Source organism: Synechococcus sp. MIT S9452 (assembly GCF_047304245.1).
GTDB lineage: Bacteria > Cyanobacteriota > Cyanobacteriia > PCC-6307 > Cyanobiaceae > RCC307.
Window position 1 is genome coordinate 1,752,234 of record NZ_CP138956.1, and the last position, 15,161, is coordinate 1,767,394.

Annotated in this window: 11 protein-coding genes; 6 read left to right on the plus strand and 5 right to left on the minus strand. The window is 57.7% G+C overall.

Features of this window, described 5'->3' with window-relative positions; genetic code table 11:
* Positions 1-96: 96 nt before the first annotated feature.
* Positions 97-2,745, plus strand: coding sequence for an alanine--tRNA ligase (gene alaS / locus SIB46_RS09260; RefSeq protein WP_413295881.1), 2,649 nt, complete (start codon positions 97-99; stop codon positions 2,743-2,745).
* Here the strand turns inward: alaS and SIB46_RS09265 are convergent, their stop codons facing one another.
* Positions 2,746-3,336: a cyclic nucleotide-binding domain-containing protein gene (locus tag SIB46_RS09265; RefSeq protein ID WP_413295883.1), complete on the minus strand. Its 591-nt coding sequence runs from the start codon at positions 3,334-3,336 to the stop codon at positions 2,746-2,748.
* Between the two features lie 89 nt (positions 3,337-3,425).
* Here SIB46_RS09265 and SIB46_RS09270 point away from each other — a divergent pair, with 89 nt between their 5' ends.
* Positions 3,426-6,005 carry a 4Fe-4S binding protein gene (locus tag SIB46_RS09270; RefSeq protein WP_413295885.1) on the plus strand — a complete coding sequence of 860 codons (2,580 nt, stop codon included), beginning with the start codon at positions 3,426-3,428 and terminating at the stop codon, positions 6,003-6,005.
* A gap of 9 nt (positions 6,006-6,014) precedes the next feature.
* On the opposite strand, the gene speA is transcribed toward SIB46_RS09270, so the two are convergent.
* On the minus strand, positions 6,015-7,937 hold the full coding sequence (gene speA / locus SIB46_RS09275) for a biosynthetic arginine decarboxylase (protein ID WP_413295887.1): 1,923 nt from the start codon (positions 7,935-7,937) through the stop codon (positions 6,015-6,017).
* Between the two features lie 133 nt (positions 7,938-8,070).
* Here speA and ndk point away from each other — a divergent pair, with 133 nt between their 5' ends.
* Entirely contained in the window at positions 8,071-8,529 is a 459-nt protein-coding gene (ndk, locus tag SIB46_RS09280; protein WP_413295889.1) for a nucleoside-diphosphate kinase, read from the plus strand.
* On the opposite strand, the gene SIB46_RS09285 is transcribed toward ndk, so the two are convergent.
* Positions 8,505-9,596 carry an FAD-dependent oxidoreductase gene (locus tag SIB46_RS09285; protein ID WP_413297760.1) on the minus strand — a complete coding sequence of 364 codons (1,092 nt, stop codon included), beginning with the start codon at positions 9,594-9,596 and terminating at the stop codon, positions 8,505-8,507. The genes ndk and SIB46_RS09285 overlap by 25 nt on opposite strands.
* A gap of 122 nt (positions 9,597-9,718) precedes the next feature.
* Here SIB46_RS09285 and gatB point away from each other — a divergent pair, with 122 nt between their 5' ends.
* Entirely contained in the window at positions 9,719-11,185 is a 1,467-nt protein-coding gene (gene gatB, locus SIB46_RS09290) for an Asp-tRNA(Asn)/Glu-tRNA(Gln) amidotransferase subunit GatB (RefSeq protein ID WP_413295891.1), read from the plus strand.
* 45 nt (positions 11,186-11,230) lie between these two features.
* Here the strand turns inward: gatB and SIB46_RS09295 are convergent, their stop codons facing one another.
* Together SIB46_RS09295 and coaE are read right to left on the minus strand one after the other, a co-directional pair.
* Positions 11,231-12,097 carry a hypothetical protein gene (locus SIB46_RS09295; RefSeq protein ID WP_413295893.1) on the minus strand — a complete coding sequence of 289 codons (867 nt, stop codon included), beginning with the start codon at positions 12,095-12,097 and terminating at the stop codon, positions 11,231-11,233.
* Between the two features lie 43 nt (positions 12,098-12,140).
* Positions 12,141-12,797, minus strand: a complete 657-nt coding sequence (coaE, locus tag SIB46_RS09300) for a dephospho-CoA kinase (RefSeq protein ID WP_413295895.1) — start codon at positions 12,795-12,797, stop codon at positions 12,141-12,143.
* Between coaE and argJ the strand changes: the two genes are divergently transcribed.
* Complete coding sequence (argJ, locus tag SIB46_RS09305) at positions 12,775-14,010, plus strand: bifunctional glutamate N-acetyltransferase/amino-acid acetyltransferase ArgJ (RefSeq protein ID WP_413295896.1); 1,236 nt, start codon at positions 12,775-12,777, stop codon at positions 14,008-14,010. The genes coaE and argJ overlap by 23 nt on opposite strands.
* Positions 14,011-14,121: 111 nt before the next feature.
* The gene (locus SIB46_RS09310; protein ID WP_413295897.1) at positions 14,122-15,111 is read left to right on the plus strand and encodes a hypothetical protein; all 990 of its coding nucleotides are present in this window, start codon (positions 14,122-14,124) and stop codon (positions 15,109-15,111) included.
* The last annotated feature ends 50 nt before the right edge of the window (positions 15,112-15,161 follow it).

The following is a 15,161-nucleotide window of genomic DNA, read 5'->3' on the forward strand; positions in this document are numbered from 1 at the left end:
GCTGCGGCAGCGGAGAAACGGCACGGGAAGCCATCTCCACACTATGGGCGTGCAGGTGTTGCGGGATCATGGCCGCTGGCTTGCAACCCTTTCACCATGGCCCCTGCCGTCGCCCGTCCCCGCCGTGGTGCCGAGATCCGTGCAGCGTTCTTGGAGTTCTACAAATCCCGCGGTCACACGTCCATCCCCAGTGCCTCGCTGATTCCTGAGGACCCCACGGTGCTGCTCACCATCGCCGGGATGCTGCCGTTTAAGCCGGTGTTCTTGGGCCAGCAGGAGCGTCCAGCGCCGCGGGCCACCAGCAGCCAAAAGTGCATTCGCACCAACGACATCGAAAACGTGGGCCGCACGGCCCGGCATCACACGTTTTTCGAGATGCTCGGCAACTTCTCCTTTGGGGATTACTTCAAGCAGCAGGCCATCGAATGGGCGTGGGAGCTCAGCACCGAGGTGTTTGGCCTTGATCCCAAGAACTTGGTGGTGAGTGTCTTCCGCGAAGACGACGAAGCCGAGGCGATTTGGCGTGATGTGGTGGGGGTGAACCCCAAGCGCATCATCCGCATGGATGAGGCTGACAACTTCTGGGCTTCAGGCCCAACTGGCCCCTGCGGTCCCTGTTCCGAGATCTATTACGACTTCAAGCCCGAACTGGGCGATGAGGGCATCGATCTTGAGGACGACAGCCGCTTCATCGAGTTCTACAACTTGGTGTTCATGCAATACAGCCGTGATGCGGAAGGCACGCTCACGCCGCTGGCCAACAAGAACATCGATACCGGTTTGGGCCTCGAGCGCATGGCCCAGATCCTGCAGGGGGTGCCCAACAACTACGAAACCGATCTCATTTATCCGCTGATCGAAACGGCCGCCGGCCTGGCTGATGTCGACTACCGCCAGCTCGATGTCAAAGGGCAAACGTCACTGAAGGTGATTGGTGATCACAGCCGCGCGGTGACCCAGCTGATCTGTGATGGCGTGACCGCCTCGAACCTCGGCCGCGGCTACATCCTGCGGCGGCTGCTGCGCCGGGTTGTGCGCCATGGGCGCCTGTTGGGCATCAACAAGCCTTTTCTGGTGGCCATGGGTGAGGCGGCCATTGCCTTGATGCAGGCGGCCTACCCGCAGCTCAATGAGCGCCGCGAGCTGATCCTGGCAGAGCTGCAGCGCGAAGAAGCGCGCTTTTTAGAAACCCTGGAGCGCGGCGAGAAGTTGCTGGCCGATGTGCTGGCGGCCAAGCCCAAGCAGATCAGCGGCGAGCAGGCCTTTGAGCTCTATGACACCTATGGCTTCCCGCTGGAGCTCACCGAAGAAATCGCCGAAGAGCACGGCTTAAGTGTTGATTTGGCTGGCTTTGAGGCGGCCATGGAGGCTCAGCGTCAGCGGGCCAAGGCCGCGGCGGTGAGCATCGACCTCACCCTGCAAGGGGCCATTGAGCAGATGGCGGCGGAACTGGAGGCCACTGCTTTTAAGGGCTATGAGGCTTTAGAGCACCCCAGTTGTGTGGTGGCTTTGGTGGTCAACGGTGAACCGGCCCAAACAGCGAGCGCTGGTGATGCCGTTCAGCTGGTTCTCGACTCCACGCCTTTTTACGGAGAAGGCGGCGGACAAGTGGGTGATCGCGGCAGCTTGAGCGGTCAAGACCTGATTGTCTCGATTGAGTCGGTGAACCGTCAGCGCGATGTGTTCGTCCATGCCGGCAGCATCGAGCGCGGTCAGCTGTCGGTGGGAGATCTGGTGACCGCCCAGGTGGATCGCACCTGCCGGCGCCGGGCCCAGGCCCATCACACCGCCACGCACCTGCTGCAAGCGGCCCTCAAGCAGGTGGTGGATTCCAGCATCAGCCAGGCCGGCTCGTTGGTGGATTTCGATCGCTTGCGTTTCGATTTCCACTGCCCCCGCGCTGTGACCGCCGCTGAGCTTGAGCAGCTGGAGGCCCTGATCAATGGCTGGATCGCCGAGGCCCACAGCCTTGAGGTGCAGGAAATGGCGATAGAGGCGGCCAAGGCCGCGGGGGCCGTGGCGATGTTTGGCGAGAAGTACGCCGATGTGGTGCGCGTGGTGGATGTGCCCGGGGTGTCGATGGAGCTCTGCGGCGGCACCCATGTGGCCAACACCGCTGAGATCGGGCTGTTCAAGATCGTTAGTGAAGCCGGCGTGGCCTCTGGGATTCGCCGCATTGAGGCGGTCGCCGGGCCGGCGGTGCTGGCTTACCTCAATGAGCGTGATGTTGTGGTGAAGCAGCTCAGTGAGCGCTTCAAGGTGCAGCCTGCTGAGATCACCGCTCGCGTGGCCGGTTTGCAGGAAGAGCTCAAAAGTGCCACCAAGGCCCTGGCCGCAGCCCGCTCAGAACTCGCCATTGCTAAAGCCGCAGCTTTGGCGGCCCAAGCCGAGGCGATTGGTGAGTATCAGCTGTTGGTGGCACGCCTCGATGGTGTTGATGGCGGCGGGCTGCAAAGCGCTGCCCAAGGCTTGGCCGATCAGCTGGGTGATGGTGCTGCTGTTGTGCTGGGGGGGCTGCCCGATCCAAGCGATCTGGGCAAGGTGATCCTGGTGGCCGCATTTGGCAAAGCGGTGGTCGCCAAGGGCCAAAAGGCCGGCCAATTCATTGGTGGTGTGGCCAAGCTCTGCGGCGGTGGCGGCGGCGGTCGCCCCAACCTGGCTCAAGCAGGCGGCCGTGATGGTGCGGCCTTAGACGGAGCCCTGGAGCAGGCCAAAAGTTCCTTGCAGCAGGAGCTGCAGGGCTAACTAAGTGCCCTGCAGCTTGTCGTGCAGCTCCTGGAGCTGATCACTGGCTTTGCCCACGCAGAAATGGATGCCGCCGAGTTGATCGCTGGTGTGCTGCAGCCGGTCGCTTTGGCTCTTGTGCACCGCTTCGATGCCGTTGAGCAGGAGTCCAATCACGCGGTTGCCGCGGCGGCAGCGCTCACTCACTAGCGACAGCAGCTCCACCACCAGATCGGTGTCGTAGAGCATGGCCTTGAGCAGCTCCTCACCCCTCATCGTGGCCAGCTCTGCTGGGCCATTCACCACCCGCATGTCGGCGTAGTGCTGCCCATTGGCGAAAAATCCCACCTCACCGAGCAGCTCCACCGCATCAATCTCGGCGAGTGTGTGCACCAGTGGCCCCTGATGGAGATCAACGGCCACACGCCCTTTCCTCAGCAGCATCAGGGTGTCGACCGGCTCGCCTTGGCGGCAGAGCACCGTGCCTTCCTCGGCCGTGATCACCTGCGGGTTGAGATCCTGCTCATGGGCCTCCAGCAGCACCTTGAGCCGCTCGCGGAAGGCCTCCAGTTGTGGTTCGTCGCCCCACATGGGCACCTTGTATTTATTCATTCATAGCTTCGTCAGAGGGAGGTGACCGGCTCATTGACGACAGCAGGGCGCTCTGGCCAGGTTGAGGTGACGTTCAAACGCGATAAAGCATGCGTTGGTTCAGTCAATGGCCAGAACAACAGGTGCGGGTGGTGCGCTGGGTTTTATTGACGGGTTGGTGCTTGTTAATCCTGTCACTGCTGATTCCAGCGCTGACTTTGCCAACGTCATTGGCTCCAGGTTGTGAACCCAATGCTGTCGAGTGCCTCCTGCATCGACAGCCAGGCAATCGTTTGTTTTGGGGGGTTGTTGTTCCAACGGGGTTGTTGATTTTGGTTGTTGGCAGTCATGAATTTTGGCGCCGAATTTGTCCATTGGCTTTTGTCTCCCAGGCTGCTCGTTCACTCGGGATCCAGCGCAAAGTTGCGAACAAAAAGGGTCGTCTTGAGCCCGTCAAAGTCAAACCTGATTCATGGCTCGGACGCCATCATGTGCAGTTGCAGTGGACGCTTCTGATTGCCGGCCTTTGTCTTCGCCTATTGGTTGTTAATTCGAGCCCAATAGGCCTGGCATTGCTGCTGATTCTCACCTTGGCAGCAGCTGCATTGGTCGGTTGGTTTTATGCAGGAAAAGCCTGGTGTCAATACATCTGTCCAATGGGCCCGGTTCAAACCATCTTGACTGGTCAGCGAAGTGCTCTAGGGGGAGCCGCCCACATTGGTAGCACGAGCAAAATCACACAATCAATGTGTCGCTCAATTGCTGATTCGGGTAAGGAGCAAAGTGCCTGTGTGGCTTGCCAGGCCTCTTGTATTGATATTGATTCTGAGCGCCATTATTGGCAGTTTCTTAGGGGGAAGCGTGGATTGGCTTGGGCCTGGTATTCCTATCCAGGTTTGATCCTGATGTTCTTTGAGTTGATGATGGCTGTTGAGGCGCATATGGCGCCTCAAGATTCAGAGTTGACTTATTTGCGCGATGGCCGCTGGGCTTTTGATGCCACATTGCCAGCGCGAGCTTTGGATCCTCTGCACAGCTGGCTTCCGTTCCCAAGGCTGGTTGTAATCCCTCTGTTGCTGGTTTTGGCTGGCTGGATTTCTGTTGCTCTATTTCAGGGGCTTGAGCGCGCTTTTGTGCATCAATATCAAAAATTGGGGTTGCCTGGAGCTGCAGATTTGGCGGTCAGTCGCACTCGCTTGCTGGCTACTTTTTTCTCCATCAATTTCTTCTTCTGGTTCGTTGATCCCAGTCAGGGTGCCTTCGGTCCCCATGGCGCCCAGTGGATGCGCTCACTGGTTTTAGCTATTTCGGCAATTGTTTTGTTCCGGTCTTGGGCGCGCGATCAGTCCACGTATCGCCGTGAGAGCACAACCGATAGTTTGAGGCGACAGTTGCAGCAACTGCCAGACCTTGATGCGGCGTTGGATGGCAGACGGTTGCAGGACTTGTCGGCCCAAGAGGTCTTTACTTTGGCTAAAGCACTTCCTGCTGCTGTTCGCGGACGGGCCAGTGAGATTTATCAAGGAGTGATTCGCGATTTGATTCGGAATGGCTCTCTTGATCGCGCCGCTGCTTTGGTGGATTTAGAGGAGCTGCGTCAAAGCTTGCAACTGTCTGAAGAGGATCACCATGCGGCCATTCGCTTCCTTGCGGCCGATGAGCCATCTCTGTTGCAGTTAGATGAGCGAACCCTGCAACTCCAGCAATTACGTGAAGAAGCGTTTGCTGAAGTCGTTGAGGATTTTCTGGCCACATCTGGTTTGCAAACCCTCGATGCTGCTTCTTTGCCTGCGCCGTTGCAGACTCGTCTGGAACGTTTGAAGTTGGATTCAGGTTTGGAGGAGGCTGATGCCGAGCGTGTGCTCAGTCGTTTCCATAGCACCGGTGATTTGGCACGGCTGAGGTTGCAGACACGCCTGCAGCAATTCATGCAAGAGCGCGCATGCTTGTTGGTTTTGCAAGATCACGCCTCAGATCAGGTTCTGTTGAATCCATTGGCGTTGGCAATGGAACAGCGTTTGAACGGAATTGCCGACCTTCTTCCGCCAGATGTTTTGGAGAGCGAGTTGGAGCAAACTCCAGATCAGAGCTCTTCTTTGGATGAGGCGCTTGATATGTTATGGATGGATCCTGACCCCGATACAGCTGGTTGGGTCTTGATGGTCGAGCGATTGATCAGACCGGAAATTGTTGCCTCAAGATTGCAGTCTGGTCGACCTGGCTTGGGGTCATCAATGTTTTTAGATAGTCAGCTCAAGGGGCAAAAGCATCGTGATCATGATGAATTCCCTCATTTGGCTAAATCGAGCTTATTCCGTGACTTGCTGCCGTCTGGATTGCTATGGGTTGCTGAACACGGCTGGTTGAAATCGTGGTCAGCTGGTGAAGCAGTGAACAGGAAGAATTTAATCTTTTTGATTCTTCGTGGTGGTGCAACTGAAACCACTGATGGTGGTCAGCTCGTACAGCACGACGTTGGCTCTGTAATGGGTGCGATGGAGGTGATCTCCGGCGAGCCGTCCATGAGCAAGCTTCAGGCCTCCCCCGATGGCCTCAATGTCTTTGCTTTCCCCGTTCATGCCTTTGATGAGCTGTTGCAACGCTCCAGCCATTTCTCCCATGGCTTGCTGCGTCAACTGGCCAAGCGCCTGAAGCGATCAGGTGAAACTCCAATGGGAGCGCCTGTTTAAGCAGCGGAGCTATTCCTCGAGGTAGGTGGTTTGCCGCAGGCTGCCTTCCAGGTGTTGCATCAAGCGCCTGGCTGCACTGATCGATAGATCACCGCCGCCAATCGCCTCTTCGCTGGCCTGGCGCAGCCGTTCGAGCAGAGCTTCGGGGTTGTGCTCCATGGCTTCGAGCACATCGGAGTTGGTTTGGCCGCGCACCACATGCTCAACCCGGTAGGGCCCGCCCGGGCTGAGGCGAATGGAGACTGCATTGGTGCTGCCAAAGAGGTTGTGCAGGTTGCCCATCACTTCCTGATAGGCGCCCCCGAGAAACAAACCAATCCAATAGGGCTCACCCTCTTTGAGCTCGTGGAGCTCCAGCAACGGCTTGGCGCTGCCGCTGGCAATGAAGCGCGCCAGCTTGCCGTCGGAGTCGCAGGTGAGGTCGGCGAAGCTGCCGAGCTCTCGGGGTTGCTCTTGGAGCCGGTGAATCGGCATCACCGGAAACAGTTGGTCAATGGCCCAGGTGTCGGGGGCCGAGCGGAAGACCGAGAGGTTGGCGTAATAGGTGCTGGCAAAGGCGGCCTTGAGGCCCTTGAGCTCATCGGGCAATTCCTCATCGCCAGGCAGGAGATCAGCAATGGCGCTGCAGCAGGCCCAATAGAGCTGCTCGGCTTTGCCCCGTTCGGTCAGGCTCAAGTAGCCCAGACGGAATGCGGCCAGGGCGTCATCTTTGAACTTGAGCGCGTCGTTCCAGGCTTCCTGCAGGTTGTCGGGCCCGATGCCGGCGAGGGTTTCGCGCAGGTTGCGCACGATCAAGGCCTCACCATCCACCGCCTCGGGGATGGATGGATGGTTGACGCCGCTTTGCCCCAGCACGTTGAACACCAGCACCGAGAAATGACTGGCGATGGCACGGCCGCTTTCGCTTACCAGGGTGGGAACGGTGACGCCCTGGGGTTCGCAGCACTCGCGAATGGTGGCGACCACGTCGTTGGCGTAGTTCTGCAGCGAGTAGTTCGTTGATGCCGCTGTGGCGCTGCGGCTGCCGTCGTAGTCGACGCCAAGGCCGCCGCCCACATCGAGGAAGCCCATTGGTGCGCCCAGCGATGCCAGTTGCACATACAGCTGACCGGCTTCCTGCAAGGCGTCTTTCAGCACGGCGATATCGCAGATCTGGCTGCCGATGTGAAAGTGCAGCAGGCGCAGGTCACCGAGCAGATCGGCTTCGCGCAGGGCCTCCACCGTGGCCAGTAGATCGGGAATCGAAAGGCCAAATTTGGCTTTCTCTCCCACCGAACTGCCCCAGCGGCCGGTGCTGCGGGTCGACAACTTGGCCCTTACGCCGATCAAAGGCGCTGCCCCGAGGTTGCGGCTGGCTTCGATGATGCGCGGCACCTCATCGGCTTGCTCGATCACCACCACCGGCTGTCGCCCCAGTTGGCGCGCCAGGATCGCCGTTTCGATGTAGCGCTGGTCTTTGTAGCCATTGCAGATCAGCAAGGCTTTGGGGTCATCCAGAAGTGAGAGCGCAATCAGCAGTTCGGCTTTGCTGCCGGCCTCCAGGCCGAAGTGCCAGCGACGGCCGCTCTCCACCAGCTGCTCCACCACATGGCGCTGCTGGTTGCACTTCACTGGGAAAACGCCTTGGTAGTGACCGCCATAGCCGTACTGGGCAATAGCCCGCTCAAAGGCGCCATGCAGCCGCTCGAGGCGGTCTTCGAGGATGTCTTCAAAGCGGATCAGCAGCGGCAATTGCAGATCGCGGCTTTGCAATCCCTCGACTAGCTCCACCAGATCCAACGATCCACCGCGATCACCGCGGGGCTGCACCAGCACATGGCCGCGGGCATTGACGCTGAAATAGGGATCACCCCATTGATCGAGCCCATAGAGCTGAGCGCTAGCGGCTGGCGTCCAGTTCTGCTGTTCCACCTGGCTTGGGGCCACCACCATCGACGCCGCCCATCAATTCATCTGATGAACGAAATGTAGGAAGGCTCGGCCATCTGCGCTCCCACTGATGTGGGTGTGCTTGCCAAGCGGTAGGGCGGCCACGGACGATGGCGCCCGTCTTACCAGCCAAACCATGTCCACCGAACGGACTTTCATTGCCATCAAGCCCGATGGCGTCCAGCGCGGTCTCGTCGGCGAGATCCTTGGCCGCTTCGAGCGCAAGGGCTTCAAGTTGGTGGGCCTTAAGCAGATCACCCCGAGCCGTGAGCTGGCTGAGCAGCACTACGGCGTTCACAAGGAGCGTCCGTTTTTTGCTGGTTTGGTGGATTTCATCACCTCAGGCCCTGTGGTGGCCATGGTTTGGGAAGGCGATGGCGTGATCGCCAGCGCCCGCAAGCTGATCGGTGCCACCAAGCCTCTGGAAGCCGAGCCCGGCACGATCCGCGGTGATCTAGCCGTCAACATCGGCCGCAACGTGATCCACGGCTCTGATGCTCCCGAAACCGCCCAGTTCGAAATCGGCCTGTGGTTCCAGCCGTCCGAACTGAATGATTGGACTCCTTCTGATCAGGGTTGGCGCGTCGAGGGCTGAGCGTCTCGTTTAAAACGCTTCCAGCTAAAGGCCCTCAGCAGAGCTGCATCGGCGCTGCTGGGGGTTTCTTGCGTGATGGCCCCCGCCAGCAGCTCTGCGGTGATCGCGGCCAGCAAGACCCCATTGCGGTGGTGGCCGCAGGCCAGCCACAGCCCAGTCAGTGGGCTTGCCCCCAGGAGGGGCCCTTCATCGGGTGTGCAGGGGCGAAAGCCCCACCAGCGCTCCATCGGTGGCCATTGGCTGGCTTCAGGTAGCAAGGCGGTGATGCCGGCTTGCAGTTGCTTTTGCCCTTCAGGCGTGAGCCCTTCGCTGAAGCCGGCCTCTGGTTCGCTGGTGGCGCCCACCACCAACAGCCCGTCTTCCCTGGGCACCAGATACGTGCCCGGGCCAAACAGCACTCGGCGCAGTGCTTGCCGCGGTGCTTGCAGCGAGAGCATTTGGCCTTTAACCGGAAACACCGGCAGCTCCGGCAGCAGTTGGCCGCTCCAAGCGCCACTGCAGAGCACCGCCTGCTGGCAGGGGAGATGCTGGAGTTCGCCGTCAGCCCGCCGCAGGCTGACCGCCTCTAGGGCGCCATGGCCACTGGCTTGCAGGCTCTGCACTTCGGCCCCTTCTTCGAACTGCACCCCCAGCCGCGAGCACGCCCGCTCAAGGGCCCGCATCAGCCGCCGGCGGTTATCGATTTGGCCGTCCTGCTCAAACAGCAGGCCGGTGCGCCAGCCTGCGGCAATGCCAGGAATTTCACGCTCCAGTTCAGCTCTGTTGAGCGCGACGCCGCAGCTGGCTGTGGGGTAGGCGTCCCGTTCCTGCTCGCTGCGGAACGGCACAACGATGCCGCAGGGCCGGTGCCCACAATCCAGGTCACTGTCAGCTTCCACCTGCTGCAGCCAGCTGGGCACCAGTTCCAAGCTGCGTTGGCCCAAGGCCAGCAGGTGTCCGCTGAGGCCTTCAGCGTGGGGGGCCAGCATGCCGGCGGCGACAAACCCTGCTGCTTCGCTGCGGCGCCGGCTGATCACTTGAACGTTTTGGCCACGCCTGGCCAGCTGATGGGCCAGGGCCAGGCCCATCAAGCCACCACCAAGAATCAATACAGGCTCAGCAGCCGCCAATGCACTCAATGCTCCCCAGCTGACCGTAGAGGCTCCTGCGGGTCCATAGGATCCCCCCAGCCTTTGAGCAAGTGCAGCAGATGGCAGCGGATTGGGAAGCCGTCATTGGCCTGGAGACCCACGTGCAGCTGGGAACGGAGAGCAAGATTTTTACTGCCGCCTCAACGGCCTTTGGCGATGACCCCAACACCCACATCGATCCGGTGGTGTGCGGTCTGCCTGGCACCTTGCCGGTGCTGAATAAAAAGGTGCTCGAGTATGCAGTGAAGGCGGCTCTGGCTCTCAACCTTGAGATCGCCGAGCACAGCAAGTTCGATCGCAAGCAGTACTTCTACCCCGATCTGCCGAAGAACTATCAGATCTCCCAGTTCGATGAGCCCATTGCGGAAAACGGCTGGATTGAGGTGGAAGTCGCCGAGAAAGGCAAAGACACCTACCTCAAGCGCATCGGCATCGAGCGCCTCCATATGGAAGAAGACGCCGGCAAGCTCGTGCATGCCGGTAGCGACCGCTTGGTTGGCTCCACCCACTCCCTGGTGGACTACAACCGCGCCGGTGTGGCCCTGGCGGAGATCGTCAGCAAGCCCGATCTGCGCACCGGCCGTGAGGCAGCCGAATACGCCTCTGAGATTCGCCGCATCATGCGCTATCTCGGGGTTTCAGACGGAAACATGCAGGAGGGCTCGCTGCGTTGTGACGTGAACATTTCCGTGCGCCGGGGACCGGATGCCCCCTTCGGCACGAAGGTGGAGATCAAGAATATGAACTCGTTCTCGGCGATCCAGAAGGCTTGCGAGCACGAGATTCAGCGGCAAATCAAGGCCTATGAAACTGGCGAGCCGGTGGTGCAAGAAACGCGCCTGTGGGATGAGGGCAAGCAGCTCACCAAGAGCATGCGCAGCAAGGAAGGATCCAGCGATTACCGCTATTTCCCGGAACCGGATCTCGGACCGATTGAGGTGAAAGCCGATCAGCGCCAAGCCTGGCTTAATGAGCTGCCGGAACTCCCGGCCGCCAAGCGCCACCGCTACGCCGATGCCCTGGGGCTTTCGCAATATGACGCCCGCGTGCTCACTGATGAGCGGCCGATGGCGGAATACTTCGAGGCTGTGGTGGCCTCTGGAGCTGACGCCAAGTTGGCGGCCAACTGGATCACTGGAGACATCGCTGCCTATGTGAATTCTCAGCGCTTGAGCTACAGCGAATTGCCCTTCCGCCCCGAGCAGCTTTCGGAGATGGTGCAGCTGATTGATGGCGGCAAGATCAGCGGCAAGATTGCTAAGGAAATCCTGCCGGAGCTGCTCGAAAAAGGTGGCTCTCCCAAAGCGATCGTTGATGAGCGCGGTTTGGGGATGATCAGCGATCCTGCTGCCATCACCGCCATCGTCGATGAGCTTTTGGCGGCCCATCCCGATGAGGTGGAGGCGTTCCGTGGCGGCAAGAACAAACTCCAGGGCTTCTTCGTTGGTCAACTGATGAAGAAGACCGGTGGTAAGGCCGATCCCAAGTTGGCCAACCAAATCCTCAGCCAGAAGCTCAAGGGCTGAATTTTTGCTTCGTTGTGGAGTTTTTGGCCAGTTAAAGCAAGGGTACTACTTTAGTTTGCAAAGGCATATCCATGTGTAGGCTTTGCACTCATTGGCATAAATGTCTGTAGAATTAATAGCCTCTTGAGAGCTTATAAATCCTTTTAAGGGCGTGGGAGTGGGATAGTTTCTGTCCCAGGCGTCTCCCCATCTGGTGAAATCACACTGGTAAATAGGAGGAAATTCGATATAGGCTTCTAATTTGCTTTCAAGAATTTTTTTATCCCAGTCATTTCTCTTGATATGTATAGCTTGGAATTGCTCCATTTGCGATTGTTGGGAGTTGGGGTCTTGCAGTTTGCGGGTAAGTTTTTGGGCGATCTTTCTTCGCATTGATATTTTCTCGGGTTTGTTCTTGCTTTGGCTTGCTTCTGCATCTCTGAATCCTGAGCATGAAAGTATTTTTTTCGGGCTGTAGCAGTCGCCCTGTTGTGGCGGATAATTATCTTCAAACATTATGGTTTTAATGCCAAACCAATTGCATTGCTGTATGCGATTGTAGGCATTTTGATGATCATCAAAGAAGGCTAGTGATTTGCCTGGGATCCCGCTCCAGTCATATTGTGAAAAATCACCATCTACATATTCGACTCCTTCGCAGGTTATTTTTCGCTGAGAGGTGTCAACGTCAAAAGAGATTACTTTTGCGTTCGGGCAGGCCTGCTTGAAGAGCCAAGCGCTTTGTCCTTTGTATGTTCCACTATCAATGATTAATTCAGGATTGAGAGTTTTGGCAGTGAGCCAGCTGTAAAACATATGGGTTGAGAGCATCCCCCCTGCGTTATCCCTTATTGGCCTTGCTTCGTATATAGCTCGGAATGTGTCGAGATTATTTAAGAAAAACTCTCTCGTGGCCCATCCTGGACTATTCATGGCGATGCTTCGTTTTGACTATCTATATCATGATTTGATAAATCTAATAATCACTAATTAGATGCTTAAGGGCTTTGGTGAGTTCGATTTGAAGGGCGTCTGCTGATGTGTGGTTGCGAATTAAAACATCCGCCAGCTCGCGCTTCTTGGCTAGGGGCCACTGGGCGTTGATTCGTGCTTGTGCTTCCTCTTCGCTGAGTTGGTCGCGGGCCATCAGCCGCTGCAGTTGCTGGCTTTCATCGCAATCCACCAGCCAGGTTTCACTGCAGAGAGCTTCCAGCTCGCTCTCAAACAGCAGCGGAATCATCAGCACCACCGCAGGCTTAGCGTCCAGGCGCATGAGCTCCTGATCAAAGCGCTGGCGCACGATTGGATGTAACAGTTGCTCCAGCCAGCGGCGCTGGTCTGGGTTGCTGAACACAATCGCTCCCAAGGCGCGGCGATCCACCACCCCGTTGCTGTCCACTACCCCAGTGCCAAAGCGCTCAAGCACCGCCTCTGTGGCGGGTTGGCCGGGTTCCAAGGCTTGGCGCGCGTAGAGGTCAGCGTCGAGCACCGGCAGCCCATGGCGTTGCTCGAGCAGCCGCGCGGCACTGCTCTTGCCGGTGGCAATGCCGCCAGTGAGGCCAATGCGGCGCTGGGCCACGGGAGAATGGAGCAGTGTGTTGGGTTGGATGATGACGCACCCCTGGCGTGCCATCGAGGGTGGGATCACAGCACCGGCTGGATTTCAGGCTGCTGGCATCACCGCCGGTTTGAAGGCCAGTGGCCGCTCTGATTTGGCGTTGGTGCTGGCACCAGCCGGAGCGGTTTGCGGGGGCAGTTTCACCACCAACCGCGTGCGCGCGGCTTGCGTGGATCTTTGCGCGGAGCGGCTCGAGGACACAGGCGGGAAGGCGCAAGCGGTGCTGATCAACTCTGGCCAGGCCAATGCCTGCACCGGGGATTTGGGTTTGATTGATAGCCATAGGGCCACCCAGGCGGTGGCTGATCAGCTGGGGCTGAGCCAAGACGAGGTGCTGATCTGCTCCACCGGGGTGATCGGCGTGCCGATTCCGATGGACACGCTGCTGGCCGGCGTTGCGCCTCTGGTGTCGGCCTTGGGCTCAACTCCAGAAGCAGCAGCGGCGGCGGCTGACGCGATCCTCACCACCGACCTGATTGATAAGCAGGTGGCCCTGGAGGCTGAGCTGGGTGGCCGCACCGTACGCATCGGTGGCATGGCCAAAGGCTCGGGAATGATTCATCCCGACATGGCAACGATGCTGGGGTTCTTCAGTTGTGATGCCGCCGTGCCAGCTGATATCTGGCAAGTGATGGTGCGCCGTGCGGTGCAGCGCTCGTTCAACAGCATCACCGTTGATGGCGACACCAGCACCAACGACACCGTGCTGGCCTACTCCGCCGGAGAGCCGTTAGCGGTTGAACACCACAACGCGCTCGAGCAAGGGCTGACCACGGCGATGCAGCAGCTGGCCCGAGCCATTGCCCGTGATGGGGAAGGGGCCACGTTGCTGTTGGAAGTGCAGGTGGAGGGCGCTGCTGATGAAGCCGCAGCCCAGGCCATTGCCCGCACGGTGTGTGGCTCTTCGCTGGTGAAAACCGCCGTGCATGGCCGGGATCCGAACTGGGGCCGCATCGTTGCAGCGGCTGGCCGCGCTGGAGTGACAGTGGATCCTGATGCCGTGGCCCTGTGGCTCGGTGAGCATCAGCTCATGGCTGCTGGTCAGCCTTTGGCGTTTGATCGCGCAGCGGCCAGCGTCTACATGCGCGAGCGCTCAGCCAGCACATACCTGCTCGATGACACCGTTGTGATTCGCCTGGTGGTTGGTCAGGGTTCTGGCACGGCCACAGCCTGGGGATGTGATCTTTCCGATCAGTACGTGCGCATCAATGCGGACTACACCACCTGAAAAAATTGATGTTCTTGTAAGTCAGATGCTTTTGTTGATTAGTCTGAAAATTAATTAGTGCTAGGTTTGGTGTGAATTTCAACAAGGCTAGGGCCTGTTTTTATTGCTGTGATGCCAGCGCCTCTGGTGTTTACTCATTATGGTGACCCTGATTATCTTGCGTTCACGCTCGCGCAAGCTAAGGCGTCAAATCCTGAGCGAAGGTGCATTCTTCTTGGAGATGATTTAAATCAAGAGACTGCTCGCTCTGCTGGATGGGAGCATATCGAGTATCGCGAACTTTGCTCTAGCAAGAGAGATACTTTTAATGCAAGATTTTTTTGGATACAGGGCATTAGTCATAATCCTGTCAAGGGAGGAGAGGATTGGCTCAGATTTGTTTCTGAGAGGTTTTTTTGCTTAGAGGCTTTCCTAGTTAATGAGAGAATTGAATCATTTTGGCATTTTGATTCAGATACGATGATTTTGCATGATCTTAGTATTTATGAGAGAGAGTTGGCTGATTCGGGCTTTGATGCATTTACGCTATGCAATGACGCATGCCCATCTGGATATATTCAAACAGCATTAATTTCTGAATTTTGTAAGAGCATGATCGAAGATTATGAGGATAGAAATTTTATTCGCACTTCTTTGCAAAATTTTCGAAGCCTTAGGCCCACTCATGCTTATACCGAGATGGAGGCTTTCTGTCGATACCGTGAGAAGTGTTCTGTCAGCACCACGCAGTTATCCTCTTTCTTCTCGGATCGGAATATTTGGTTTGATGATTGCATGTGTCAGGATCACGGTTTTCAATTTGTGAATGCTCCAAGGCTTGGAAAAAAAATTAAAAATTTTTATAGTGACAAAAACGGCCGCATTTGTTGTCAGCAGATGGATGGATCTATCTATGAATTCGCCACTATTAATTGCAGTTGGGTCAGTACTGATGTTTATGCATGGATCGCCTCAGAGAGGCTTGGCTGTGCATCCGTGTGCGTGAAGTTAGCCGATTCTTTGGGGAAAAGCCTTCGTAGCTACTGTGTAGATTTGGTCGTCGCTGTTGCTCGCTTTCTCTTTTATAGATCCCGGTCCTTGTTTCGCAGATTTGCAGGCTGATCTTGTGTTTGGCACTTTGTATTTGTTTTATGTGGCTGAGCTTTGCCTGT

Bases quoted from the DNA above. Each gene is read 5' to 3' on its own strand.
- SIB46_RS09310 (WP_413295897.1), top strand. From the start codon at position 14,122: ATGCCAGCGCCTCTGGTGTTTACTCATTATGGTGACCCTGATTATCTT.
- speA (WP_413295887.1), bottom strand. From the start codon at position 7,937: ATGGTGGTGGCCCCAAGCCAGGTGGAACAGCAGAACTGGACGCCAGCC.
- alaS (WP_413295881.1), top strand. From the start codon at position 97: ATGGCCCCTGCCGTCGCCCGTCCCCGCCGTGGTGCCGAGATCCGTGCA.
- SIB46_RS09295 (WP_413295893.1), bottom strand. From the start codon at position 12,097: ATGAATAGTCCAGGATGGGCCACGAGAGAGTTTTTCTTAAATAATCTC.
- gatB (WP_413295891.1), top strand. From the start codon at position 9,719: ATGGCAGCGGATTGGGAAGCCGTCATTGGCCTGGAGACCCACGTGCAG.
- SIB46_RS09265 (WP_413295883.1), bottom strand. From the start codon at position 3,336: ATGAATAAATACAAGGTGCCCATGTGGGGCGACGAACCACAACTGGAG.
- SIB46_RS09270 (WP_413295885.1), top strand. From the start codon at position 3,426: ATGCGTTGGTTCAGTCAATGGCCAGAACAACAGGTGCGGGTGGTGCGC.
- argJ (WP_413295896.1), top strand. From the start codon at position 12,775: ATGACGCACCCCTGGCGTGCCATCGAGGGTGGGATCACAGCACCGGCT.
- coaE (WP_413295895.1), bottom strand. From the start codon at position 12,797: ATGGCACGCCAGGGGTGCGTCATCATCCAACCCAACACACTGCTCCAT.
- ndk (WP_413295889.1), top strand. From the start codon at position 8,071: ATGTCCACCGAACGGACTTTCATTGCCATCAAGCCCGATGGCGTCCAG.
- SIB46_RS09285 (WP_413297760.1), bottom strand. From the start codon at position 9,596: ATGGGCCTGGCCCTGGCCCATCAGCTGGCCAGGCGTGGCCAAAACGTT.